Annotated in this window: 16 protein-coding genes and 3 rRNA genes; 13 read left to right on the top strand and 6 right to left on the bottom strand. The window is 65.8% G+C overall.

Annotated features, from left to right (window positions below):
• Nucleotides 1-80: 80 nt before the first annotated feature.
• Nucleotides 81-1310, top strand: a complete 1230-nt coding sequence (gene mycP / locus LNW73_RS07950) for a type VII secretion-associated serine protease mycosin (RefSeq protein ID WP_250989459.1) — start codon at nucleotides 81-83, stop codon at nucleotides 1308-1310.
• Between the two features lie 89 nt (nucleotides 1311-1399).
• Here the strand turns inward: mycP and LNW73_RS07945 are convergent, their stop codons facing one another.
• The 4 genes from LNW73_RS07945 to eccCa form a co-directional block, all read right to left on the bottom strand.
• Nucleotides 1400-1999, bottom strand: coding sequence for a hypothetical protein (locus LNW73_RS07945; RefSeq protein ID WP_250989458.1), 600 nt, complete (start codon nucleotides 1997-1999; stop codon nucleotides 1400-1402).
• 14 nt (nucleotides 2000-2013) lie between these two features.
• Entirely contained in the window at nucleotides 2014-4212 is a 2199-nt protein-coding gene (locus tag LNW73_RS07940) for a DUF6571 family protein (protein ID WP_250989457.1), read from the bottom strand.
• A gap of 23 nt (nucleotides 4213-4235) precedes the next feature.
• Nucleotides 4236-4694, bottom strand: a complete 459-nt coding sequence (locus tag LNW73_RS07935) for a type VII secretion target (protein WP_250989456.1) — start codon at nucleotides 4692-4694, stop codon at nucleotides 4236-4238.
• A gap of 76 nt (nucleotides 4695-4770) precedes the next feature.
• Nucleotides 4771-8745 (bottom strand): type VII secretion protein EccCa, encoded by a 3975-nt coding sequence (gene eccCa, locus LNW73_RS07930; RefSeq protein ID WP_250989455.1) that lies wholly within the window; start codon nucleotides 8743-8745, stop codon nucleotides 4771-4773.
• Between the two features lie 170 nt (nucleotides 8746-8915).
• Between eccCa and eccD the strand changes: the two genes are divergently transcribed.
• From eccD to LNW73_RS07900, 6 genes are all read left to right on the top strand, one after another.
• Entirely contained in the window at nucleotides 8916-10388 is a 1473-nt protein-coding gene (gene eccD, locus LNW73_RS07925; RefSeq protein WP_250989454.1) for a type VII secretion integral membrane protein EccD, read from the top strand.
• Between the two features lie 164 nt (nucleotides 10389-10552).
• Nucleotides 10553-10840: a 30S ribosomal protein S15 gene (gene rpsO, locus LNW73_RS07920; protein ID WP_138357422.1), complete on the top strand. Its 288-nt coding sequence runs from the start codon at nucleotides 10553-10555 to the stop codon at nucleotides 10838-10840.
• Between the two features lie 267 nt (nucleotides 10841-11107).
• Entirely contained in the window at nucleotides 11108-13324 is a 2217-nt protein-coding gene (locus tag LNW73_RS07915; RefSeq protein WP_250989453.1) for a polyribonucleotide nucleotidyltransferase, read from the top strand.
• Entirely contained in the window at nucleotides 13321-14697 is a 1377-nt protein-coding gene (locus tag LNW73_RS07910; RefSeq protein WP_250978025.1) for a M16 family metallopeptidase, read from the top strand. Before LNW73_RS07915 ends, LNW73_RS07910 begins: the two co-directional genes overlap by 4 nt.
• A 77-nt stretch (nucleotides 14698-14774) precedes the next feature.
• Nucleotides 14775-15545, top strand: coding sequence for a 4-hydroxy-tetrahydrodipicolinate reductase (gene dapB, locus LNW73_RS07905; protein ID WP_250989452.1), 771 nt, complete (start codon nucleotides 14775-14777; stop codon nucleotides 15543-15545).
• Nucleotides 15546-15550: 5 nt separating this feature from the next.
• On the top strand, nucleotides 15551-16006 hold the full coding sequence (locus LNW73_RS07900; RefSeq protein ID WP_138357426.1) for a tetratricopeptide repeat protein: 456 nt from the start codon (nucleotides 15551-15553) through the stop codon (nucleotides 16004-16006).
• Nucleotides 16007-16036: 30 nt separating this feature from the next.
• On the opposite strand, the gene LNW73_RS07895 is transcribed toward LNW73_RS07900, so the two are convergent.
• Together LNW73_RS07895 and LNW73_RS07890 are read right to left on the bottom strand one after the other, a co-directional pair.
• The gene (locus LNW73_RS07895) at nucleotides 16037-16582 is read right to left on the bottom strand and encodes a hypothetical protein (protein ID WP_374117346.1); all 546 of its coding nucleotides are present in this window, start codon (nucleotides 16580-16582) and stop codon (nucleotides 16037-16039) included.
• A 73-nt stretch (nucleotides 16583-16655) separates the two neighbouring features.
• Nucleotides 16656-16898: a hypothetical protein gene (locus tag LNW73_RS07890; RefSeq protein ID WP_250989451.1), complete on the bottom strand. Its 243-nt coding sequence runs from the start codon at nucleotides 16896-16898 to the stop codon at nucleotides 16656-16658.
• 158 nt (nucleotides 16899-17056) lie between these two features.
• Between LNW73_RS07890 and thyX the strand changes: the two genes are divergently transcribed.
• From thyX to rrf, 6 genes are all read left to right on the top strand, one after another.
• Nucleotides 17057-17794: an FAD-dependent thymidylate synthase gene (thyX, locus tag LNW73_RS07885; RefSeq protein ID WP_250978029.1), complete on the top strand. Its 738-nt coding sequence runs from the start codon at nucleotides 17057-17059 to the stop codon at nucleotides 17792-17794.
• Between the two features lie 173 nt (nucleotides 17795-17967).
• Nucleotides 17968-18867 carry a 4-hydroxy-tetrahydrodipicolinate synthase gene (dapA, locus tag LNW73_RS07880; RefSeq protein ID WP_250978030.1) on the top strand — a complete coding sequence of 300 codons (900 nt, stop codon included), beginning with the start codon at nucleotides 17968-17970 and terminating at the stop codon, nucleotides 18865-18867.
• Nucleotides 18868-19022: 155 nt separating this feature from the next.
• Entirely contained in the window at nucleotides 19023-20708 is a 1686-nt protein-coding gene (locus LNW73_RS07875; protein WP_250978031.1) for a ribonuclease J, read from the top strand.
• A gap of 559 nt (nucleotides 20709-21267) precedes the next feature.
• Nucleotides 21268-22790: ribosomal RNA gene (locus LNW73_RS07870) — 16S ribosomal RNA — on the top strand.
• A 291-nt stretch (nucleotides 22791-23081) separates the two neighbouring features.
• Nucleotides 23082-26203: ribosomal RNA gene (locus LNW73_RS07865) — 23S ribosomal RNA — on the top strand.
• 78 nt (nucleotides 26204-26281) lie between these two features.
• A 5S ribosomal RNA gene (gene rrf / locus LNW73_RS07860) occupies nucleotides 26282-26397 on the top strand.
• Together the 16S, 23S and 5S rRNA genes form the textbook arrangement of a ribosomal RNA operon.
• Nucleotides 26398-26504: the final 107 nt, after the last annotated feature.

Genomic DNA, 26504 nt, shown 5'->3' with positions numbered 1-26504 from the left:
GGCGGGTGCCCGCACGAGGGTGTCCGCCCCGCAGTGTGTTCCGTACCCGGTCGGACCGTCAGCAGGAGGAAGCAGCCCTCATGGGATCCGGGACCACGCACGAGCGCGGCCTGTCCGCACTGACCTCGGGGGTAGCGGCATTCGCCCTGCTGGCCGGCCCTGCGGTCCTGCCCGTCACCGCAGGGCTGACGGCCGCCGCGGAGATCACGCTCGCCGGTGACGGCGAGTGCACGTTCCCGGCGAAGGACATCAAGGGAACCCCGTGGTCCCTCCAGCGGGTGCTGCTGAATCAACTCTGGCAGGACACGAAGGGCAAGGGTGTACGTGTCGCCGTCATCGACACCGGAGTCGACGCGACGAACCCGCAGTTGAAAGCGGCCGTTGACGTCGCCCATGGTGTGGATGTCATCGGTGGCAAGGACCACGGCGCCAATGACACGGTCGGTCATGGAACGAAGGTCGCCGGGATCATCGCCGCCCGCCCCCTGCCGGGCACCGGATTCATCGGGATCGCGCCCGAGGCCACGATCATCCCGATCCGGCAGAACGACAACCAGGGCGCGGGAAAGATCCCGAGCATGGTGCGGGCCATCGACGCGGCTGTTGCCGCGCACGCACGCGTCATCAACATCTCGCAGGACACCTCCGGCGATGTCCGGGAGCTTGCCCAGGCCATCCACCGGGCCGTCGCCGCGAACGTCGTCGTGGTCGTCGCCGCGGGAAATGCCGGAGTGGACGGAAAGCTCGGTACGACGTTCCCCGGTGCTTACGAGGGCGTGCTCGCTGTCGGGGCATCGGACCGCAACAACGAACGGGCGTCGTTCTCCCAGGCCGGGACGTTCGTGGGGGTGTCGGCTCCCGGGGTCGACATGGTCTCGACCGTTCCCAAGGGAGGCCAGTGCGTCGACAACGGCACGAGTTTCTCGGCCCCCTATGTCGCGGGCGTCGCGGCCCTGATCCGTGCCAAGCACCCGGCCTGGCGGGCGCATGAGGTCATCGCCCAGATCGAGCAGACCGCGCAGCGCACCTCCCTGGGCCACAACGACTTCACCGGCTGGGGCGTGGTCGACCCGGTGCGCGCGCTCACCGACGACGCCGCGCCCATCGCGGCACCGGTCGCCGACCGCGGCGTGGCCAAGGGCGACAGCAGGGTCATCCCGGCCGCGCTGACGCTGGGGGAGACCCCGCAGCAACGGGACCAGCGGGTGGCGATCTATGTGCTGGGGCTGGGCGTTGTCCTGTCGGTCGCGATCAGCGGCAGCTCGGTTGCCTTGCGGGACCTACGGCGCCGGCGGCGGCTCCCGCGCTGAACGGGACCAGCTCTCGAGTAAGTCGCGGGAATCTCAAAGGCAGGTGCGCCGCAGACATGCGGCGGCTCCGGAACCGCGACGTTCCCTGGTCAGAGGGCGCCTAGGCAGCCGGCGTCGGAGTGCGCACTTTTGCCGAATGCTTGAGCGGCATCGGCCACCGCCTTGCGTACTGTGCCCGCGTCCGCGTCCGCATCACCGTTGAACCTGACATTGACCTGCAGGTAATAGGAATCCTTCGCGGTGGTGCCCCCTGTGCGAGGGTAACGAGGTGTACACGGAATATACAGGTAGGTGGTTGTCGGGGTGGAGATTCCCCCCTTGCCCATCTTTACGGGAACGCCGGAGCCGTCGTCTCGTGTCTCACCTTTGACCCATTTCTGCCAGTCCTGAAATGCTGCGTTCTGGATTTCCGCCCTGATGGTGAGAGTCCCAGAACTACCGCTGGAGATGATACAGGACTGGTTGAAATCCTGGCCGGTGCCGAGGGCGGTGTAGTGCTCCATTGCGGTATGGCTTTTGGGGAGAACGCTCTTCACCGAGTCACTGGTCATCATGTCTCCGCACACTGTTTCCCGGAGGCTGTCCACGGCGTTTGAATAGAGCCAGAATCTGTTGGTGAAAAACCCCGCGGCAAATGACGCTGCTACGCCCAGGGTTGCGACGTATGCTAGTGCTGTAGTTCGTCTCATGATTCTCTCCTTCGCTAGTCGGCCTTCGGATGGCCGGGTCGCCCCTCGTAGCCGCTGAGGTTGGTCGATGAGTTTCCCCAGCCATCTCGGAAACCCTCGGCGATTAGGCCTTCGATATTTCCGGGGCGCATGGCTGAATTAGTGTGCGCGCCGGCGTAGTGACCTGAAAATTCCGTGGACTGCAGAGCTGATTGCTTTACCTTGTCCAGGTTGGCCCCGCTGCTCAGGAGGATATCGTCGTAACCGTCCATTTTTCTTCCATCGAAAATATTATCGATGAGAATATTGCCGGTGGATGTGGCCATTGCACCGGCCGCGATTCCTCCGATGGGGCTGGTCATCGCGGCGACTCCGACGCCGATTCCCACCGTGGCGATACCCTTCATCAGCTCGTTCTGAGGCTTCAGGGAATCGTTGAAAGACTGGTTTGCTGAAATCTCGTCCATGATATTGTGATCCTGAACCGAAAAGGCCATAATGCCTTGGAAAAGCCCCGCATTATTCGCAATCTGCCTAATTGTTATCTCTGGGTCGCCGTCAAATTTCTCAGGGTGGGCGAGGTGGTAATCAAAGAGATTTCCGGTGTATGTTTTCTGTGCCACATCCAGGATTTTGTAAGCACCCGGATCTGCGGCGAGTTCATACAAAAACCTGTGCGTGTCGATCGGGGTGAATCCAGGTTCCCCTGAGTTGCCGGTCGGAAAAAACACGTCAATTGAGTACGGGCCCTTGCCGCCCGCCAGGGATCGGTTGATCTCCGGCATGTACTCGCTGGTCATCCTCGCCAGGCTGTCCCGCATCTGATCCGTCGCCACACCCGCGTCCTTCGACACCGACTCGACGACCTGCTTCATGATTTCCGTCTGCGCCACACTGTGCGGCGGCAGCGTGGAATCCAGCGGAGTGCCGTACGGGTGTCCTGTGACTCCCGCCTCCAGCGCGTGTCCCAGTGCGTCCGAGCGGAGTGGGTTCTCCTGCCCGGTCGTGAGGAGGTGCTTGAGGTCGCCGTCGTTGTGGAGGAACTGCGTGGCGAATTCCGGGTTCCGGGAACTGGCTTCCAGCAGGCCTACGAGGGGGTCGGTCCCCTGGTGGTTCTGCGTCTGGTCCGTCAAGTCCAGATGGATTTCCTGCGAGCCGCTGGGCCAGACCCCGTGGAGCTCCTTGTCCAGCTTCAGCATGTCCTTCGAGACGTCGCCGAGGAACTCCGTGCTGTACTCGCCGTTCTTGAGCAGCGCTCCGAGCGGCTGATAGCCGTACGGCATCATCTGGTACAGGCCGCGGGACCTCATATCGAGTGGCTGGTGGCCGGCCTCCTTGAGGCCCTCCACCCATTGGTTGCTCAGGTATCCGTCGCCGTCGACGTCCTGTGTCGCGGCGGCCAGTGTCAGTCCCAGTTGCTTCTGGATGTCCTGGGCGGCCTTGAGGCGGTCGGGGTCGTGGATCAGACTCGTCCGGATGGCGAGGTCGGCCTGGAACTCCAGGGCCTTCTTCGGTCCCAGTTCGGTGTAGAACTTCGTCCCGAAGGTCGGGTCACTGGCGTGCTTCGCCAGCAGGGCGTCGAGCCTCTTGAGCTCATCGACGGACAGGATGCCTTGCTGGGACGCGAGTCGGGCCGCGTCGTGGGCGTCCTTGGCCGCCTGGGCACGGTCCTTCAGCGCGTTGTTGATGTCCGCATAGGCGTTGGCGTTGAATCCCTGGTCGGCACCGTTGGGATCCTGGAGCAGAGCCCAGTGCAGGGCGTTGTCCGCCTCGGTCGCGGATTCCACGGCGCCGTCCACACGACCCTGATAGTCGAGGATGGCCGCGCCGAGGCTCGGACCTGCGCCGGGCATCGGCCCTGCGACCGGGTCGGGGCCCACCTTGCCCGCTCCGTTGATGACCAGGACGCCCTTGGCGTTGGTGCGGACCTCCTCCGTCACGTCCCGGAGAGTCTTCTGCGCGGCTTTGAACGTGGACAGGGCGTCGCTGAGGATGCTGTGCACATCGAAGGCCTCGTCGGCGGCGGCCTGGATCTGCTGCTTCGCCACGACTGTCTTTTGAAGTGCCGCCTCAGCGGTCTCGCCCTGCATGTTGGCCGTTTGGAGGCCCTTGGTCACGGTGTTGTCGAAGGCCGACGCGATGCCGTGGAACTTCCCCGGGAGGGCTTGCCACCTGTCGACAGCGGCGTCGAGCGGAGCGAGATCGGCTTCCATGATGTCGTGGTAACTGGGCATGACTGGGTCCCCCGAAGCGATGGTTACTTCTTCTTCAACTTCTTGGCCACGTCGGTATCGGCGTCCTGATGGTCGTTGGCGGCAGCTCGGAGGCCGCCCGCCACGTCTCGCAGAAGTGTGGTCTTCACATACCGCATCTGATGACCCCAGCGTTCCTGGAAGGACGCGAAGGCGCCGGCACAGTGGAATCCCCGGAGCCCGGCCGCGATCTGGCCGGTGTTCCCCGCGGTGGCGCTTCCCTGACCCATCGCGCTGTCGTCCGCCTTTTCGAAGTCGGCGGCGACGATCTCGGCCTTGCCCGCCCTCTCCCGGAGCACAGAAGGCGTCACCTTCAGCACCGGTCCCGCCTGACCGGTGCTGACTCCGCTCTCCGGAGCGACATGATCAAGGGTCATCTCCGCATCGCGCTGCTTGGCGGATTCCGTGAGGTCGCCGTTCTTGTCGTAGCGGAATGGATTGAGTGTGCGATCCCAGTTCGACATCGTCGTTATCCCCCGTGGGCAGGCCTCTCCGCCGCGCGGGGCCGAAGAGTGCGGATCAGGAACGTTGGCGGATCATTCAGCGGTCGGGAAGCCATCCCAGCTGGACCAGCGGAGTACGCCGGCGGCGCGACACGAAGACGCCCCTTCCCGGTGGGAACTGCCGCGGACGGACGTTACCGAGCAGATCGCCCTCGTTCGGATCGCCGGACAGGACGACGCCCTGGGCTCCGAGTTCCTTGATGCGCTGGATGAACGGCTCGTACATGGAGCGCCCGGCACCGCCCGAACTGCGGGCGATGATGAAGCGCACACCCGCGTCGCGGGCGAACGGCAGGGTGTCGGCGAGGACGGCCATGGGATTGCCGCCGCTGGAGGCGACCAGTTCGTAGTCGTCGACGACGACGAAGACCTGCGGCCCGCTCCACCAGCTGCGGTCGCGCAGTTGCTGCGGAGTGACATCGGGTCCGGGGGCGCGGCGCTGCACAAGGCCGGCCATCTCGTTCATGTGCAGTTCGAGGGCGGACTGCGTGGCCGCGTACTCGAGCAGATGGCCGTCGGGGATCGCACCCAGCAGGGTGCGGCGGTAGTCACCGACGACGATCCGCGCCTGGTCGGGGGAGTAGCGCTCGCAGATCTGCTTGATCAGCAGACGCAGCAGAGCGGTCTTGCCGGACTCGCTGTCACCGAAAACGACGAAGAACGGATCGGAGTCGAAGTTGACGAAGACCGGAGCCAGCGCGGTCTCGTCGATGGCGAAGGCGACACCCTGGTCCGGATACTCATGACCCTTCGGCAGTTGTTCGGCTGCCAGCTGGTGCGGCAGCATGCGTACCCGTGGCGCGGGTGCGCCGGTCCAGGCGCCGTTGACCGCGGACACCAGAGCGGCCGTTCCGTCGGACAGGTCGTGCGCCGTCGAGGACCCGTCGATACGGGGCAGCGCGGCCAGGAAGTGCAGGCTGTCGGGGGTCAGGCCACGGCCGGGGGCGCCGACCGGGACGTTCGCTGCGGCCTTGCGGTTGAACTCCGAGTCCATGGTGTCGCCGAGCCGCAGTTCGATGCGGTTCAGCAGCTGGTCCTTGAGCGCCGGCCGCATCTCCATGTAGCGGGAGGCGGAGATGACGACATGCACTCCATAACCGAGGCCGCGAGCGGCCAGGTCGGTGACGACTCCCTCGAGCATGTCGTAGTCCTGCTTGAACGCTCCCCAACCGTCGATGACGAGGAAGACGTCCCCCCATGGCTCACCCGGAAGCTGCCCCGCCGCTCGGCGCTGCCGGTAGGTGGCGATCGTATCGATGCCTTGGACACGGAAGAGTTCTTCGCGCCGTGCGAGGACGCCGGCGACCTCCGCGACCGTGCGGCGCACCTTGTCCGGCTCCAGGCGTCCGGCGACCCCGCCGACGTGCGCGAGAGCGTCCAACGCGCGCAGCGCGCCACCGCCGAAGTCGAGGCAGTAGAACTGCACTTCGTCGGGGGTGTGGGTGAGAGCAAAGGATGAGACGAGCGTACGCAGCAACGTCGACTTGCCGCTGCGGGGCCCACCGAGCACCAGGCCGTGGCCGGCCGCTCCCGAGTAGTCCTGGCAGAAGGCGTCACGGCTCTGCTCGAAGGGCTTGTCCACGACTCCGAGCGGCACACGGAGCCGGCCGTTCGCTCCGGAGTCGGCGGATCGGAGCCCGCGGTCGGGCGAGACCGTCAGAGGGGCCATCACCTGGTCCAGAGGCGGTGCCTCCCCCAGCGGCGGCAGCCACACCTGGTGGGCCGCCGTTCCCTGGCCTTCGAGCCGGCGGACGAGAACGTCCAGCACGGTGTCGGCGAGCGCGTCGTCCGTACGCGGCACGGCGGGGTGCGTGGGACCTGTCGTGCTGGTGGCTACGGCGACAGGTGCCGCGGTGAACACCGCCGGCCTGCGCAGTACCGCGGGTCGGGAGCCGTCGTCCACGACGCCGCCCGAGCGGTGTGTCCCGGACACATAAGCGGCCTTGAAACGCAGCATCGACTCGGTCCCGAACTTCAGGTATCCGGAACCCGGCACCGAAGGCAGGTGATAGGCGTCCGGGACGCCGAGCGCCGCCCGGGATTCCGACGCCGAGAAGGTCCGCAGGCCGATTCGGTAGGAGAGATAGGTGTCGAGTCCCCGCAGCTTGCCCTCCTCGAGGCGTTGCGAGGCCAGCAGCAGGTGCACTCCGAGGGAACGACCGATCCGCCCGATCTGGATGAACATGTCGATGAACTCGGGCTTGGCTGTGAGTAGTTCGCTGAACTCGTCGATCACGATCACGAGCGACGCGATCGGCTCCAGGGCGGCACCCGCCGCACGGGCCTTCTCGTAGTCGTGGATGTTCGCGAAGCTGCCGGACGAGCGCAGCAGCTCCTGCCGCCGCTGCAGTTCGCCGGTGATGGAGTCGCGCATGCGGTCGACGAGCGTCAGGTCGTCGGCGAGGTTGGTGATGACGGCCGCGACGTGCGGCATGGCGGACATGCCGGCAAATGTCGCGCCACCCTTGAAGTCCGCGAGTACGAAGTTCAGGGTCTCTGAGGAGTGCGTGACGGCAAGACCGAGTACGAGGGTGCGCAACAGCTCCGATTTGCCGGAGCCGGTCGCGCCGACGCACAGGCCGTGCGGACCCATGCCCTCCTGCGCGGCCTCCTTGAGGTCGAGAAACACCGGCTCACCGTTCTCGCCGACACCGATCGGCACCCGCAGCCGGTCGTGCTGCGCGCGGGGCCGCCAGCTGCGTGTCACATCGAGCGCCGCCGCCTCGCCGATGCCCATCAGATCGGTGAAGTCCAGGTTGGCCAGCAGCGGTTCGTCGTCCCTGCCGCTTCCGATGCGCAACGGCGCGAGCTGCCGGGCCAGGGATTCCGACTCCACCGGTCCCAGTACATCGGCCGTGCCGCTGTAGACCGCGCCTCCTGAATCGATCCGCATCTCGAAAGGGGTCACGTCGACGGACAGTCCACCGCGGGACTCGTCGGGCTCTCCCGGGGCGATCCTGATCAGGGTGACCCCCTGCAGTCCCTCGGGTGGCGCCAGGGAGGACCCCGGCGTGACGGTGGCGCCGTCGAGGACGACGACGATGTGCGGCCGGTCCAGCAAGGGCTGGGCGTCGCGCTGGAAGCGCGGACGCCCCTCCAGCGTGCTGTCCAGCAGCGCCTCCAGTTCCAGCACGCTGTCGGTGATCAGCCGTACCGATCCGGCGCCGTCGGAGAAGGCGGGGTGCTGCACATGGGGGAGCCACTTGGCCCACTCCCACTCCGGCGCGGTTCCGGCGGACCGGACGACGGCCACCACCAGGTCCTCGGGGGTGTGCAACGACGCCAGCTGGGCGAGCACCGCGCGTGCCGTCCCATAGACCGTCGTTGCGTCACCGGACAGCCCGATCTCGGAGAACGCCCGCATCGAGACTGCCAGCGGAAGGTCCTCGACCTGCCCGTGATGTTGCAGGAAGTTGTCCATCGCGTGCGTCGTGAGCGGTTCCAGCTCGTCGACGGGCGCCGTCTCGGGTGCGACGAGGGGCGTCGCCAGCTGCTGCGGACCCAGTCCGAAACGCACCTGGCCGAAGTCCTCATCGCCCGGACGGCGTTCCCACACCCGGCCGCCCTGGCCACCGCCGACCGGTTGCGGACCGGCGCCGCCCAACAGAGCCCACAACTGGTCGGGAGCCGGATGCGTGTACAGCTGGGCGGCGCGCTGCCGCTCAGCGGTCTGCCGCGCCTGCTTGCGCATCTGCGCGAGGTACTTGAGGTAGTCGCGGCGTGCGTCGGCCATGTGTCCGGCCACGCCCTGCCGCATCTTGACGGCTTGCGCGATCGCCATCACGACGGTGGATGCGAGCATCAGCCCGCCCATGATCTTCATGATGGGCTGGGAACCCGGCATGAAGAAATAGGCCGCGGAACCACCCATGCCGAGCATGGGCAGCAGACTCATCAACAGGCCTTGGTCCTGGGCGCGGGGGAGTTCCGGCGGCGGTTCCAGACGGAGCTCTCCCGACGGGACCGCGGGCGGCAGTGCCCTCGGCGGTCGTTTGACGATGACGACACTCACCGAAGTATCAATCCCCCGTGCGCAGCAGATGGTTCCGCACCGCCGCCCCCGTGGCGGCGGCCGCTGTCCGCGCGTCACTGATCCTAGTGGTGCTGCCCTACAGCCCAGTTGACCGGCCCCGATAGGGTGGCGCACCGCAGCAGACGACACCGACGAGGGGGATCCACCAGGTGATCACGACCGCAGCGACAGGCTACTGCCGCGTCACCGTCGTAGCGCCGGACAGCAGGATCGACCTAGCACTGCCCGACGACGTACCCGTGGCCGATCTGCGGTCGGAGCTCCTCGCGCTGTCGGGGCAGACCCAGGTGGCGGGAGAGCCCACCGGGTTCCACCTCACGCGCCGTGACGGGTCCGTCCTCGACAGCGGGCTTTCCCTCGCCGCGCAGCGCGTCCTCGACGGCGAGCTGCTCAGTCTCCGCCCGTTCGCGGACTCGCTCCCACCGGCCGTCCACGACGACGTGGTGGACGCCATCGCTTCCGCCGTGGACCGCGACCGCCACAGCTGGAGCGACGACCTGATGCGGGCGGCCGGGCTGAGCGGCGGAGTGGTCCTGCTGCTGATGACGGGGTTCGTCCTGTGGTTCGCGGACCCGCTCAGGCACGACATGCACAGCCTGCCCGGCGTCATCGCGGGTGCCTCAGGCGTATTGCTGACGGCGCTGGCCGGTGTGCGGGCCCGGGTGTACGACGACCGGGCCTCCGCCGTGGCCCTCGGTCTCGGCGGACTGCCGATGCTGCTCATCGCGGGCTCCGGGATCATCGAGCCCCGATCGGGTGAGGGCCCCGGCAGACTTCAGTTCCTCGTCGGCTGCGTCACCGTGCTCATCGCCGCGATTCTGCTGATCGCGCTGCTCCCGTACGGAGACGCGCCCTTCGTCGGCGCGGCCATGGCGGCCGCCGCCGGCACCCTCGCGACCTTCGGCACGATCATGACCGGCGCGGCTCCCCGGGAAGCCGCAGCGGTCGCCGGGGTGACCGCGGTCGCCCTGGTCGGATTCCTCCCCGGCTGGTCCGCGCGTTTCGCCCGGCTGCCGATCGGGTTCCGCTCCCCGCAGGAGAGTGCGGGGCCGGCCCGGTCCGTAGAGCGCTTCGGAGAGCGGCCCACCACGGAGCCTGTCGACTATGTTCGTATCGCCGCGCAGGCCCGCCGTGGCCACGAGATGCTGCTCGGCCTGGTCGGCGGGTGCTCCGCCGTCGTGCTGGGGTCCGCGGCCGTCCTCGGATTCTCGGACTCCGTGTGGGCGCAGTTGCTCGCCCTGGCCGCCGGCGTCGCCACTCTCCTGCGCGCCCGTCTCTTCCGCTACACGGCGCAGGTCGTCTGTCTGCTGGTCGCCGGGATCGGCGCTGTGACCCTGCTCATTCTGGGCTTGGCGCTCAACCCGCCGGCCGGAGTGGTCCGGGAATTGCTGCAGGGCGACCGGGGGCCGCTCGATGTGCGGACGATCTGGTTGTCGGCCACGGTGGCGATGGGTGCGGCACTCCTCACCGCCATCGCCCTGATCGTCCCCCGCCAGGGCGTCTCGCCGTTCTGGGGACGTACCCTCGACCTCGCCGAGGGATTCATCCTCCTGGCCCTTGTTCCTCTCTGCCTGGCTGTCCTCGACGTGTACACCTCAGCGCGCAGCCTGACCAGTGGCTGAATAGGCCCCCGGAGCCGTGCGGCGAAGCGTCGCCCGTGCGGCTGGTATCCTGGCTGACGGATGTGTGTGTAAGAACCCGCGTCCTCGCCTCCAGAGTTATCCAAGATCGCCTGTGATTCCAGTCCAGGGGCACTCGGAGGCAAACCAACACTTGAGGAGTTCGTATGCCGCTCGACGCCGCAACGAAGAAGCAGATCATCGCCGAGTTCGGTGCCAAGGAGGGCGACACGGGCTCCCCCGAGGTGCAGGTCGCGATGCTCTCGCGCCGTATCTCGGACCTCACCGAGCACCTCAAGCTGCACAAGCACGACCACCACTCCCGCCGTGGTCTGCTGCTGCTCGTCGGCCAGCGCCGCCGTCTGCTGCAGTACCTGGCCAAGAAGGACATCACGCGCTTCCGCGCCCTGGTCGAGCGCCTCGGCATCCGCCGCGGTGCGGCCGGCGCCAAGTAAGACGTTGTGCGGGGGAGCGGTTCCCACCCGGGAGCCGCTCCCTTTGCGTACTCGACCGGCGATTCTTTGTAGTCTGGTGTGAGCACGCTGTAACACACGAGGAGGAGCGTCCTCCTAATGAGCCACGAACGCCGGTCCTCGGTAGTGGCCTCCGGGCAGCAGGACTCCCCGAAGGCTTCGATCGAAGACCGGCCCCTGGCGGGACGCTTCCCCTCACCGAAGGTCCCCGGGATACGCCCTGGGACATGAATGAGGAGAATCCCCATAGTGGAGAACGAGACCCACTACGCCGAGGCCGTTATCGACAACGGTTCCTTCGGCACCCGCACCATCCGCTTCGAGACGGGCCGTCTGGCCCGTCAGGCCGCCGGCTCCGCCGTGGCCTACCTGGACGACGACACCATGGTGCTGTCGGCCACCAGTGCTTCGAAGCACCCCAAGGAGAACCTCGACTTCTTCCCCCTCACGGTGGACGTCGAGGAGCGCATGTACGCGGCCGGCCGGATCCCCGGTTCGTTCTTCCGCCGCGAAGGGCGCCCCTCCGAGGACGCGATCCTCACCTGCCGCCTGATCGACCGCCCGCTGCGCCCGTCCTTCGCCAAGGGCCTGCGCAACGAGATCCAGGTCGTCTGCACGATCATGGCGCTCAACCCCGATGACCTGTACGACGTGGTCGCGATCAACGCCGCCTCCGCCTCGACGCAGCTCGCCGGTCTCCCCTTCTCCGGCCCGATCGGCGGCGTCCGCGTCGCACTGATCAAGGGCCAGTGGGTCGCCTTCCCGCGTCACAGCCAGCTCGAGGACGCCGTCTTCGACATGGTCGTGGCCGGCCGCGCCCTCGAGGACGGCGACGTCGCGATCATGATGGTGGAGGCCGAGGCCACCGCCCGCACGATCGCGCTCGTCGAGGGTGGCGCCGAGGCGCCGACCGAGGAGATCGTGGCCGCCGGCCTCGAAGCCTCCAAGCCCTTCATCAAGGCCCTGTGCAAGGCGCAGTCCGAGCTGGCGGCGAAGGCCGCGAAGCCGACCGTCGAGTTCCCGCGCTACCTCGACTACCAGGACGACGTCTTCGCCGCCCTGTCCGAGGCCGTCACCGGTGAGCTCGCCCAGGCCCTGACGATCCCCGGCAAGCAGGCCCGCGAGGCCGAGCTGGACCGCGTCAAGGCCATCGCCGCCGAGAAGCTTCTCCCGAAGTTCGAAGGCCGCGAGAAGGAGATCTCCGCCGCGTACCGTTCGCTGACCAAGAAGCTGGTCCGCGAGCGCGTCATCAAGGACAAGGTCCGCATCGACGGCCGTGGCGTGACGGACATCCGTACGCTGGCCGCCGAGGTCGAGGCCATCCCGCGCGTCCACGGTTCCGCCCTGTTCGAGCGCGGCGAGACCCAGATCCTGGGTGTCACCACGCTGAACATGCTCCGCATGGAGCAGCAGATGGACACGCTGGCGCCCGAGACGCGCAAGCGCTACATGCACAACTACAACTTCCCGCCGTACTCCGTCGGTGAGACGGGCCGCGTCGGTTCGCCGAAGCGCCGCGAGATCGGTCACGGCGCGCTGGCCGAGCGGGCGATCCTGCCCGTGCTGCCGTCCCGCGAGGACTTCCCGTACGCGATCCGCCAGGTCTCCGAGGCGCTGAGCTCCAACGGCTCGACGTCCATGGGCTCGGTCTGCGCCTCCACCATGTCGCTGCTGAACGCCGGTGTGCCGCTCAAGGCCCCCGTCGCCGGTATCGCCATGGGTCTGATCTCCGAGGAGATCGACGGCAAGACGCACTACGTCGCCCTCACCGACATCCTCGGTGCGGAAGACGCGTTCGGCGACATGGACTTCAAGGTCGCCGGTACGAAGACCTTCGTCACCGCGCTGCAGCTCGACACCAAGCTCGACGGCATCCCCGCCTCGGTCCTGGCCGCCGCGCTGAAGCAGGCCCGCGACGCCCGCCTCCACATCCTCGATGTGATGAACGAGGCGATCGACGTTCCGGACGAGATGTCCCCGAACGCACCGCGGATCATCAGCATCAAGATCCCCGTGGACAAGATCGGCGAGGTCATCGGCCCCAAGGGCAAGATGATCAACCAGATCCAGGAGGACACGGGCGCCGACATCTCCATCGAGGATGACGGCACGGTCCTCATCGGCGCGACCGAAGGCTCTCAGGCCGAGGCCGCGCGCGCGGTGATCAACCAGATCGCCAACCCGACGATGCCCGAGGTCGGCGAGCGCTACCTCGGCACCGTCGTGAAGACCACCACCTTCGGTGCCTTCGTCTCGCTCATGCCGGGCAAGGACGGTCTGCTGCACATCTCGCAGATCCGTAAGCTCGCCGGCGGCAAGCGCGTCGAGAACGTCGAGGACGTCCTCGCCGTGGGCTCCAAGGTCCAGGTCGAGATCGCCGAGATCGACGCCCGTGGCAAGCTCTCGCTGATCCCGGTCGTCGAGGGTGAAGAAGCGGGCGACGCCGAGGACGAGTCCGGCTCGTGACCTCTCGCTCCACTGTCGTGACGGCCCGTCCCTCCACCAAGGGGCGGGCCGTCCGCACACAGACCCTGATTCCCGGCACCGACGGCATCGGCACCGTGCGCAGGACCGTGCTCCCCGGCGGTCTGCGCGTCGTCACCGAGACCCTGCCGACGGTCCGCTCCGCGACCTTCGGCATCTGGGTGGGCGTCGGCTCGCGCGACGAGACCCCGGCGCTGAACGGCGCCACCCACTACCTGGAGCACCTGCTCTTCAAGGGCACGAAGCGGCGCAGCGCGCTCGACATCTCCTCGGTGATCGACGCGGTCGGCGGCGAGATGAACGCGTTCACCGCCAAGGAGTACACGTGCTACTACGCACGCGTCCTCGACAACGACCTGCCGCTCGCCATCGACGTGGTGTGCGACATGCTCACCGGCTCGCTGATCCGCCAGGAGGACATCGACGCCGAGCGCGGCGTCGTCCTCGAGGAGATCGCGATGACCGAGGACGATCCGGGCGACCAGGTCCACGACCTGTTCACCACGGCGATGCTCGGTGACTCCCCGCTGGGCCGTCCGGTCCTCGGCACCGTCGAGACCATCAACGCCCTCACCCGCGACCAGGTCGCCCGCTTCTACAAGCGGCACTACGACCCGACGCACCTCGTCGTCGCCGCGGCCGGCAACGTCGACCACGCGACGGTCGTCCGGCAGGTCCGCAAGGCGTTCGAGAACGCCGGCGCGCTGCGGGACACCGACGCCGTGCCGATGGACCCGCGCTCCGGCGCCCGCACGCTGCGCACCGCCGGCCGCGTCGAGCTGCTGGACCGCAGGACCGAGCAGGCACACGTCGTGCTCGGCATGCCGGGCCTGGCCCGTACCGACGAGCGCCGCTGGGCGCTCGGCGTGCTCAACACGGCGCTGGGCGGCGGCATGAGCTCACGGCTGTTCCAGGAGGTCCGCGAGAAGCGCGGGCTGGCGTACTCGGTGTACTCGTACACCTCGTCGTTCGCGGACTGCGGTCTGTTCGGCGTCTACGCCGGCTGCCAGCCGCGCCGGGTCCCCGAGGTGCTCAAGATCTGCCGCGACGAGCTCGACAACGTGTCCGAGCACGGTCTGACCGACGAGGAGCTGCAGCGCGCCATCGGCCAGCTGTCCGGCTCGACGGTGCTGGGCCTGGAGGACACCGGGGCGCTGATGAACCGCCTCGGCAAGAGCGAGCTGTGCTGGGGCGAGCAGATGTCGGTGGACTCGATGCTGGAGCGCATCGCCGCCGTCACCCCGGACGACGTGCGCGCGGTCGCCCGCGATGTACTGGGACACCGTCCCTCGCTGGCCGTCATCGGCCCGCTGAAGGACAAGCAGGCCTCGCGTCTGCACGAATCGGTCGCGTAACCCACGCGCGACGGGTCGTACCCCGCGCCGCGGTCGCAGCACGCGACCGCGGCGCACAACCGGAGGAACGGATCAGCATGAGCAAGCTCCGTGTGGCCGTCATCGGCGCCACCGGCCGGATCGGCGCCGAGGCCGTGCGGGCCGTCGAGGCGGCCGACGACCTGAAACTGGTCGCCGCGCTCGGCAGGAACGACCCGCTGACGGCGCTGACCGACGCCGGCGCGCAGGTGGCCGTCGAGCTGACGCACCCGGACGCCGTGATGGCGAACCTGGAGTTCTGCGTCCGCAACGGCATCCACGGCGTGGTGGGAACCACCGGCTGGACCGAGGAGCGTCTGACGGCGCTCAACGGCTGGCTGGCGGACTCCCCGGCCACCGGAGTGCTCATCGCCCCGAACTTCTCGATCGGCGCGGTCCTGACGATGCGCTTCGCGCAGCAGGCGGCCCGCTGGTTCGAGACCGTCGAGGTCATCGAACTGCACCACAACAAGAAGGCGGACGCCCCCAGCGGCACCGCCACCCGGACCGCCCAGCTCATCGCCGCCGCCCGCGACGAGGCCGGGATGCCGCGTCAGCAGGACCCGACCACGCACGGCCTGGACGGCGCGCGCGGCGCGGACGTCGACGGGGTGCCGGTGCACTCGGTGCGGCTGCGCGGCCTGCTCGCCCACCAGGAAGTCCTGTTCGGCGACACGGGCGAGACCCTCACCATCCGGCACGACTCGCTGCACCACAGCAGCTTCATGCCGGGCATCCTGCTCGCCGCCCGGAAGGTCACCGGAACCCCCGGCCTGACCTTCGGCCTCGAGCATTTCCTCACCGATGAACACCGCCTGGGCCAGGACTGATCGCCGTGCGCGCCAAAGTGACCTACTTCGTACTGGCCGGAGCGCTGGTCTGCTACTTCGTCCTGGTCGGCAGCCGGGGCGTGCTGCTCCTGGAGGAGGGCACGTGGATCACCGTGCCCTTCGGCATCGCCGTCCTGGTGCTGCCGTTCATCGGGGCCTGGTTCCTGTGGCAGACCACCCAGTTCGCCCGGCACGCGAACCGGCTCTCCCGGGAGCTGGACGCCGAGGGCGGCCTCCCCGTGGACGAGCTCGTCCGCACCCCCAGCGGCCGGATCGACCGCGACTCGGCGGACGCGGTCTTCGCGAAGCGGCAGGCCGAGACGGAGGCCTCCCCGGACGACTGGCGCAGCTGGTTCCGGCTCGCCATCGCCTACTTCGACGCCCGCGACACCCCGCGGGCCCGCAAGGCCATGCAGCGCGCCATCGCGCTGCGCGACGGCAAGCCGGTCCGCACGAGCTGAATCGGTTCGCCGCCACGCCCGGAGGAGGCGTCAGCGGAGTTCTGTGGCCCAGCCCTCTATGGCGTCGGCCGCCATGTCGAAGGCCTCGGTACGCCCGAGGAAGTCGGCGTTGTGGTCGGTCATCAGCGGCCGCAGCGCCTGGCCGTCCCGGCGGGTGACGACGAGCGCCTGCCCCTGGACGGTGCGCGGCAGTCCCAGCACCTTCACCGGCTGCTGCACGGTGCGCACACTGCCGACGCCGTCCCACGGCACGGTGATCGTGTGGAAGAGCCCGGACTGCCGCAGCCCGCGTCCGCTGACCCAGAACCCGACCCGCAGCAGCCGCAGCGCGCTGACGATCACCAGCACGCCCCCGCCCAGGCAGAGCCCGGCGCCGGGCAGCGCGCCCGTGGCGGCGATGATCATCGCGGCGAAGAGCACGTACGAGGAGAGCACCAGCAGCAGCGCGGCCGTGGCGACCCGCCACGGGCCGGGGCGGTAGGGGCGCATCCACCGGTCCTGCGGGGTGTGCGGCAGCGCCGCGGGCACCTCGCGCTGGTCGTGGACGCTGTCGGAGGCGAGGAAAGGCAGGGGCACGTGCGTGGTCCTTTTCCGGCAGAGGTGGGGCTCTGACCGGTGAGGTTAGCCGCCGTCCGACGCGGTGACCAGCTCAGGGCGTCCGGGCCGCCTCTTCGTGTTGCGAGCCGACCGAGCCCTGCTGGTGCGGATCGAGCGCGGGACCGCCGAGCAGCGCGGCGGCGAGCAGTCCGCCGAGCACCAGCACCGTTCCCAGCGCGCGTCCCGCGATCCGGAGCGTGCTCGGTCGCGTTCTGGGCGGAGGAGCGACGTTGCTCTGGAAGCTCTCCGCCTCGGCTATGAAGGCGAACGGAACAGGCTCTCCCCGGCGGAACATGCAGCACACTCCAGTGTCCGAATTGCTGGAAGTCTCCCAATCTAACAACCCTCGTCCGCCATTCGGCGGGCGGGGTGCGGTTTGTGGCGATGAGCAGGGCTGTCAGCGCCAGCGTCTAGGCTGGGCGCGCCCCTTGAGACAAGCAGGAAGGACCCACGGTGAGCGACACTTCCACCGAGACCGCCGTCCAGTTCCGCGGTGAGGTGACCGTCGACCTGGTGAAGCACAGCGCCGCGGACTCGGACGTGCTGTGGGCGGCGCGCGTGTCCACCGCGGGAGAGCAGTCCCTGGAAGAGCTGACCAAGGACCCCGAGCGGTCCAAGGGCCTGATCAACTATCTGATGCGTGACCGGCACGGCAGCCCGTTCGAGCACAATTCGATGACGTTCTTCATCAGCGCCCCGATCTTCGTCTTCCGCGAGTTCATGCGGCACCGCGTCGGCTGGTCGTACAACGAGGAGTCCGGCCGCTACCGCGAGCTGCTGCCGGTGTTCTACGTTCCCGCGCAGGAGCGCAAGCTCGTCCAGCAGGGCCGTCCGGGCAAGTACGAGTTCGTGGACGGCACGGATGCCCAGCACCGGGCGACGACCGAGGCCATGGAGGCCTCGTACCGCCAGGCGTACGAGGCGTACCAGGAGATGCTGGCCGCCGGCATCGCCCGTGAGGTGGCCCGTGCGGTCCTCCCGGTGGGGCTGTTCTCGTCGATGTACGCGACTTGCAACGCGCGCTCGCTCATGCACTTCCTCGGACTCCGTACCCAGCACGAGCTGGCGGCCGTTCCGTCCTTCCCGCAGCGGGAGATCGAGATGGTCGGCGAGAAGATGGAAGCCGAGTGGGCGAAGCTCATGCCGCTGACCCACGCGGCCTTCAACGGCAACGGGCGCATCGCTCCGTAGCGCTCGTCACAGCCATTTGTCCGAAGTGTTCCGATTGCAGGCATTCGCGAAGTTCATCTAGGCTGCTGAAACGGACTCCGGCAGTGCTTGGACCCCCGAGCAGGCACCGCCGGAGTCCTTTCCGCAGGTCCCGAGGCGACACGCGCCGACATACAACGAGTAGCGTTGGACCCATGGCTCCGACCTCCACACCGACGACCCCCTTCGGGCGGGTCCTGACCGCAATGGTCACGCCGTTCACCGCGGACGGCGCGCTCGACCTCGACGGCGCACAGCGACTGGCCGCCCACCTGGTCGACGCAGGCAATGACGGCCTGGTCGTCAACGGCACCACCGGCGAGTCGCCGACCACCAGCAACGTGGAGAAAGGGCAGCTCGTACGGGCCGTCCTGGAAGCCGTGGGGGACCGCGCCTTCGTCATCGCCGGAGTCGGCACCAACGACACCCGGCACAGCGTCGAGCTCGCGCGCCAGGCCGAGCAGGCCGGCGCGCACGGCCTGCTCACCGTGACGCCGTACTACAGCAAGCCCTCCCAGGAGGGGCTGTACCAGAACTTCACGGTCATCGCCGATGCCACCGGCCTGCCGGTGATGCTCTACGACATTCCCGGCCGCAGCGGTGTCCCGATCGACACGGAGACCCTCGTCCGGCTGGCCGAGCACCCCCGCATCGTCGCCAACAAGGACGCCAAGGGCGACCTCGGCGCGGCGAGCTGGGCCATCGCCCGCAGCGGACTCGCCTGGTACTCCGGCGACGACATGCTCAACCTGCCGCTGCTCTCGATCGGCGCGGTCGGCTTCGTCTCCGTCGTCGGCCATGTCGTCTCCCCGGAGCTGCGCGCGCTGCTCCAGGCCCACCTGGCAGGGGACACCGCCAAGGCCGTCGAGATCCACCAGAGCCTGCTTCCCATTTTCACGGGCATGTTCAGGACACAGGGCGTCATGACCACCAAGGCAGCCCTCGAACTCCTGGGACTTCCCGCGGGGCCGCTGCGGCTGCCGCTCGTGGAACTGTCCGGGAGTGAGACGGAGCAGCTGAAGAAGGATCTCGCCGCAGGCGGGGTACACCTGTAGTCACAGACTTCCGCAGCCCCGGGCTCGCGGGTCGCAGACTTCACCACCACAGACTTCACAACTGAATACGCACGTACACGCAAACCGACGACACATCGCAATGTCACGCGCACCAGCGGTCCACGGGACCCCGGCTCGCGTGGTGAGGAGAAACTTTGAGCCACCCGCACCCCGAGCTCGGCCTGCCCCGTGCGCTGCCCGAAGGCGGCCTGCGCATCACACCGCTCGGCGGCCTCGGCGAAATCGGCCGCAACATGACGGTCTTCGAATTCAACGGGAAACTGCTGATCGTCGACTGTGGAGTGCTCTTCCCCGAGGACGAGCAGCCCGGTATCGACCTGATCCTCCCCGACTTCTCGTCGATCCGGGACCGGCTGGACGACATCGTCGGCATCGTGCTGACCCACGGCCACGAGGACCACATCGGCGCCGTCCCGTTCCTGCTCCGCGAGCGGGACGACATCCCGCTGATCGGCTCCAAGCTGACGCTCGCGTTCATCGAGGCGAAGCTCCAGGAACACCGCATCCGGCCGTACATCCTCGAGGTGGCCGAAGGCCAGCGCGAGCGCATCGGCCCCTTCGACTGCGAGTTCATCGCGGTCAACCACTCCATCCCGGACGCCCTCGCGGTCGCCATCCGCACCCCCGCGGGCATGGTCGTGCACACCGGCGACTTCAAGATGGACCAGCTGCCGCTCGACGGCCGGCTGACCGACCTGCACGCCTTCGCGCGGCTGGCGGACGAGGGCATCGACCTGCTGCTCTCCGACTCCACCAACGCCGAGGTCCCCGGCTTCATCCCGCCGGAGCGCGACATCTCGCAGGCGCTGGAGCAGGTCTTCGCCAAGGCGGAGAAGCGGATCATCCTGGCGAGCTTCGCCAGCCACATCCACCGCATCCAGCAGGTGCTGGACTGCGCCCAGCAGCGCGGCCGCAAGGTCGCCTTCGTGGGCCGCTCCATGGTCCGCAACATGGGCATCGCCCGTGACCTCGGCTACCTCAAGGTGCCGCAGGGCCTGATCGTGGACGTCAAGCAGCTCGACGACCTGCCGGACAACAAGGTCGTCCTGGTCTGCACGGGATCCCAGGGCGAGCCGATGGCCGCCCTGTCCCGGATGGCCAACCGCGACCACCAGATCCGGATCGTCGAGGGCGACACCGTCGTCCTGGCCTCGTCGCTCATCCCGGGCAACGAGACCGCGATCTACCGCGTCATCAACGGTCTGACCCGCTGGGGCGCCAACGTCGTCCACAAGGGCAACGCCAAGGTGCACGTCTCGGGCCACGCCTCGGCCGGCGAGCTGTTGTACTTCTACAACATCTGCAAGCCGAAGAACCTGATGCCGGTCCACGGCGAATGGCGCCACCTGCGCGCCAACGCCGAGCTGGGACAGCTCACCGGCATTCCCAAGAGCCGCTGCGTCATCGCCGAGGACGGCGTCGTCGTCGACCTCATCGACGGTGTCGCCAAGATCGCGGGCAAGGTGCAGGCCGGCTATGTGTACGTCGACGGCCTCTCGGTCGGCGATGTCACCGAGTCCTCCCTCAAGGACCGCCGCATCCTCGGCGAAGAGGGCATCGTCTCCGTGACCGTCGTCATGGACAGCAACACGGGCAAGCTCGTGGGCGGACCGTACATCCATGCCCGGGGCTCCGGGATCGACGACGAGGCGTTCTCGGCGGTCATCCCGAAGATCGAGGAAGCGATGGCCAGGTCGGCCTCCGACGGCGTCGTGGAAGTACGGCAGTTGCAGCAGCTCATCCGCCGTGCGATCGGCAAGTGGGTGTCCGACACCTACCGCCGCCGGCCGATGATCCTGCCGGTCGTCGTCGAGGTCTGAGCACAGACCTGATGCACAGTCACCGGGGCGGGGCAACCGATTTGCATCCGGGTGCCCCGCTCCAGTACGTTGTCACAACCGCCTCGACGAGTGCCGCGGAAACGTGTGTTTCCAGGGCAGACTCGAATTGGCTGGGAAATCCGACGGAAACCTTCTGGTAAAGTCGGGTGCAGCGGGAAAGCCGAAAGGCAGAAACGCTAAAGCAAGACAGCAACACGGCAATACAATGCAGGATCTGCAGTACTCCCGCTGACTGGGAATCGGACGCGAAAGCGTCTGATAGAGTCGGAAACACGAAGGGAAGCCCGGAGGGCGCCGGTGAAACGGCACCAAAGGAAGCGACCGTTCCTTGAGAACTCAACAGCGTGCCAAAAGTCAACGCCAGACTTAAAACACCCCGGGCGGAACCCATTCGGGTTTCGTTTGGTGGTTCCTTTGAAAAAGTCCTTCTGCCCTCCGGTCCTTCGGGACGGGAACTGGTGGGAGGCAATTACACAGCGAGGACGCTGTGCACCACGGGCCTTATTCCGGCCGGTGGTGCCGCTCTTGCGTGGAGACATTCACGGAGAGTTTGATCCTGGCTCAGGACGAACGCTGGCGGCGTGCTTAACACATGCAAGTCGAACGATGAAGCCTTCGGGTGGATTAGTGGCGAACGGGTGAGTAACACGTGGGCAATCTGCCCTTCACTCTGGGACAAGCCCTGGAAACGGGGTCTAATACCGGATAACACTCTCCTCCTCCTGGGGGTGGGTTAAAAGCTCCGGCGGTGAAGGATGAGCCCGCGGCCTATCAGCTTGTTGGTGGGGTAATGGCCTACCAAGGCGACGACGGGTAGCCGGCCTGAGAGGGCGACCGGCCACACTGGGACTGAGACACGGCCCAGACTCCTACGGGAGGCAGCAGTGGGGAATATTGCACAATGGGCGAAAGCCTGATGCAGCGACGCCGCGTGAGGGATGACGGCCTTCGGGTTGTAAACCTCTTTCAGCAGGGAAGAAGCGCAAGTGACGGTACCTGCAGAAGAAGCACCGGCTAACTACGTGCCAGCAGCCGCGGTAATACGTAGGGTGCGAGCGTTGTCCGGAATTATTGGGCGTAAAGAGCTCGTAGGCGGTCTGTCACGTCGGATGTGAAAGCCCGGGGCTTAACCCCGGGTCTGCATTCGATACGGGCAGACTAGAGTGTGGTAGGGGAGATCGGAATTCCTGGTGTAGCGGTGAAATGCGCAGATATCAGGAGGAACACCGGTGGCGAAGGCGGATCTCTGGGCCATTACTGACGCTGAGGAGCGAAAGCGTGGGGAGCGAACAGGATTAGATACCCTGGTAGTCCACGCCGTAAACGTTGGGAACTAGGTGTTGGCGACATTCCACGTCGTCGGTGCCGCAGCTAACGCATTAAGTTCCCCGCCTGGGGAGTACGGCCGCAAGGCTAAAACTCAAAGGAATTGACGGGGGCCCGCACAAGCAGCGGAGCATGTGGCTTAATTCGACGCAACGCGAAGAACCTTACCAAGGCTTGACATACACCGGAAAGCCGTAGAGATACGGCCCCCCTTGTGGTCGGTGTACAGGTGGTGCATGGCTGTCGTCAGCTCGTGTCGTGAGATGTTGGGTTAAGTCCCGCAACGAGCGCAACCCCTGTTCTGTGTTGCCAGCATGCCCTTCGGGGTGATGGGGACTCACAGGAGACCGCCGGGGTCAACTCGGAGGAAGGTGGGGACGACGTCAAGTCATCATGCCCCTTATGTCTTGGGCTGCACACGTGCTACAATGGTCGGTACAATGAGCTGCGATACCGCAAGGTGGAGCGAATCTCAAAAAGCCGGCCTCAGTTCGGATTGGGGTCTGCAACTCGACCCCATGAAGTCGGAGTTGCTAGTAATCGCAGATCAGCATTGCTGCGGTGAATACGTTCCCGGGCCTTGTACACACCGCCCGTCACGTCACGAAAGTCGGTAACACCCGAAGCCGATGGCCCAACCCGCAAGGGAGGGAGTCGTCGAAGGTGGGACTGGCGATTGGGACGAAGTCGTAACAAGGTAGCCGTACCGGAAGGTGCGGCTGGATCACCTCCTTTCTAAGGAGCATTCTGGCTGCGAAAGTAGTCCAGGGCCATTACGCCGGCATCTGTTCGGCGGTGGTTGCTCATGGGTGGAACGTTGACTATTCGGCACGGTCTGGTTGCTCAGGTAAGTACTGCTTCGGCGTGGAAAACATGAGTGATGGGACTGTACCGGGCACGCTGTTGGGTCCTGAGGGAACGAAAGTTCCTTCTCGACGCCGGCCTCACAACACTTCGCCTTTGGGTGGAGCTGCGTGGGGGAGGGTTCGTTGCTTGAGAACTACATAGTGGACGCGAGCATCTGTAAGGCAAGTTTTTAAGGGCGCACGGTGGATGCCTTGGCACCAGGAACCGATGAAGGACGCGAGAGGCCGCGATAGGCCCCGGGGAGCTGTCAACTGAGCTGTGATCCGGGGGTGTCCGAATGGGGAAACCCGGCAGTCGTCATGGGCTGTCACCCATACCTGAACACATAGGGTATGTGGAGGGAACGCGGGGAAGTGAAACATCTCAGTACCCGCAGGAAGAGAAAACAACCGTGATTCCGGGAGTAGTGGCGAGCGAAACCGGATGAGGCCAAACCGTATGCGTGTGATACCCGGCAGGGGTTGCGTATGCGGGGTTGTGGGATCGTACTTCAGCAGTCTGCCGACTGTTGGGCGAGTCAGAAACCGTATGGATAGGCGAAGGACATGCGAAAGGTCCGGCGTAGAGGGTAAGACCCCCGTAGCTGAAATCTGTACGGCTTGCTTGTACGACACCCAAGTAGCACGGGGCCCGAGAAATCCCGTGTGAATCTGGCGGGACCACCCGCTAAGCCTAAATATTCCCTGGTGACCGATAGCGGATAGTACCGTGAGGGAATGGTGAAAAGTACCGCGGGAGCGGAGTGAAATAGTACCTGAAACCGTGTGCCTACAAGCCGTGGGAGCGTCGGATACCAGCTTGCTGGTATCTCGTGACTGCGTGCCTTTTGAAGAATGAGCCTGCGAGTTTGCGGTGTGTGGCGAGGTTAACCCGTGTGGGGTAGCCGTAGCGAAAGCGAGTCCGAATAGGGCGAATGAGTCGCGCGCCCAAGACCCGAAGCGGAGTGATCTAGCCATGGGCAGGTTGAAGCGGAGGTAAGACTTCGTGGAGGACCGAACCCACCAGGGTTGAAAACCTGGGGGATGACCTGTGGTTAGGGGTGAAAGGCCAATCAAACTCCGTGATAGCTGGTTCTCCCCGAAATGCATTTAGGTGCAGCGTCGCGTGTTTCTTGCCGGAGGTAGAGCACTGGATAGGCGATGGGCCCTACCGGGTTACTGACCTTAGCCAAACTCCGAATGCCGGTAAGTGAGAGCGCGGCAGTGAGACTGTGGGGGATAAGCTCCATGGTCGAGAGGGAAACAGCCCAGAGCATCGACTAAGGCCCCTAAGCGTACGCTAAGTGGGAAAGGATGTGGAGTCGCAGAGACAACCAGGAGGTTGGCTTAGAAGCAGCCATCCTTGAAAGAGTGCGTAATAGCTCACTGGTCAAGTGATTCCGCGCCGACAATGTAGCGGGGCTCAAGCGTACCGCCGAAGTCGTGTCATTCCCGTGTGAAGCCCTAACGGGTGCGGGGATGGGTAGGGGAGCGTCGTGTGCCGGGTGAAGCGGCGGCGGAAGCCAGTCGTGGACGGTACACGAGTGAGAATGCAGGCATGAGTAGCGATACACACGTGGGAAACGTGTGCGCCGATTGACTAAGGGTTCCTGGGTCAAGCTGATCTGCCCAGGGTAAGTCGGGACCTAAGGCGAGGCCGACAGGCGTAGTCGATGGACAACCGGTTGATATTCCGGTACCCGCTTTGAAACGCCCAGTATCGAACCCTCTGATGCTAAGGCCGTGAAGCCGTCCTGGAGCCTTCGGGCAAAGGGGAGTGGTGGAGCCGCCGGTCCAAGGTGGTAGTAGGTAAGCGATGGGGTGACGCAGGAAGGTAGTCCAGCCCGGGCGGTGGTAGTCCCGGGGTAAGGGTGTAGGACGTTGCGTAGGCAAATCCGCGCAACACATAGTCTGAGACCTGATGCCGAGCCGATTGTGGTGAAGTGGATGATCCTATGCTGTCGAGAAAAGCCTCTAGCGAGTTTCATGGCGGCCCGTACCCTAAACCGACTCAGGTGGTCAGGTAGAGAATACCGAGGCGTTCGGGTGAACTATGGTTAAGGAACTCGGCAAAATGCCCCCGTAACTTCGGGAGAAGGGGGCCACAACTGGTGAGGGAACTTGCTTCCTGAGCTGGGGGTGGCCGCAGAGACCAGCGAGAAGCGACTGTTTACTAAAAACACAGGTCCGTGCGAAGCCGTAAGGCGATGTATACGGACTGACGCCTGCCCGGTGCTGGAACGTTAAGGGGACCGGTTAGTCACATTTCGGTGTGGCGAAGCTGAGAACTTAAGCGCCAGTAAACGGCGGTGGTAACTATAACCATCCTAAGGTAGCGAAATTCCTTGTCGGGTAAGTTCCGACCTGCACGAATGGCGTAACGACTTCTCGACTGTCTCAACCATAGGCCCGGTGAAATTGCACTACGAGTAAAGATGCTCGTTTCGCGCAGCAGGACGGAAAGACCCCGGGACCTTTACTATAGCTTGATATTGGTGTTCGGTTCGGCTTGTGTAGGATAGGTGGGAGACTGTGAAGTCATGGCGCCAGCCATGGTGGAGTCGTCGTTGAAATACCACTCTGGTCGTGCTGGATGTCTAACCTCGGTCCGTGATCCGGATCAGGGACAGTGTCTGGTGGGTAGTTTAACTGGGGCGGTTGCCTCCTAAAGAGTAACGGAGGCGCCCAAAGGTTCCCTCAGCCTGGTTGGCAATCAGGTGTTGAGTGTAAGTGCACAAGGGAGCTTGACTGTGAGACTGACGGGTCGAGCAGGGACGAAAGTCGGGACTAGTGATCCGGCGGTGGCTTGTGGAAGCGCCGTCGCTCAACGGATAAAAGGTACCCCGGGGATAACAGGCTGATCTTCCCCAAGAGTCCATATCGACGGGATGGTTTGGCACCTCGATGTCGGCTCGTCGCATCCTGGGGCTGGAGTCGGTCCCAAGGGTTGGGCTGTTCGCCCATTAAAGCGGTACGCGAGCTGGGTTTAGAACGTCGTGAGACAGTTCGGTCCCTATCCGCTGCGCGCGCAGGAATATTGAGAAGGGCTGTCCCTAGTACGAGAGGACCGGGACGGACGAACCTCTGGTGTGCCAGTTGTCCTGCCAAGGGCACGGCTGGTTGGCTACGTTCGGAAAGGATAACCGCTGAAAGCATCTAAGCGGGAAGCCTGCTTCGAGATGAGTATTCCCACCCCCTTTGAGGGGTTAAGGCTCCCAGTAGACGACTGGGTTGATAGGCCAGATGTGGAAGCCCGGTAACGGGTGTAGCTGACTGGTACTAATAGGCCGAGGGCTTGTCTAACTATTTTTGCTTCGCGTCCACTGTGTAGTTCTGAAGTAACGAACCGTGCCAGTATCCGGTTGGTTAACTTCATAGTGTTTCGGTGGTCATAGCGTTAGGGAAACGCCCGGTTACATTCCGAACCCGGAAGCTAAGCCTTTCAGCGCCGATGGTACTGCAGGGGGACCCTGTGGGAGAGTAGGACGCCGCCGAACAATCATTCAGCCCCAACCCCCGAGCTTCGGCTCGGGGTTGGGGCTTTTTTGTTGTCCGTCACCCCATGTTCATGTCCCGGCGGGAACCTTGGCACCTCGACATGTGG

Origin of the sequence: Streptomyces sp. RKAG337 (assembly GCF_023701715.1) — a bacterium.
Taxonomy (GTDB): Bacteria; Actinomycetota; Actinomycetes; order Streptomycetales; family Streptomycetaceae; genus Actinacidiphila.
This window is presented reverse-complemented; position numbering and strand designations above follow the sequence as displayed.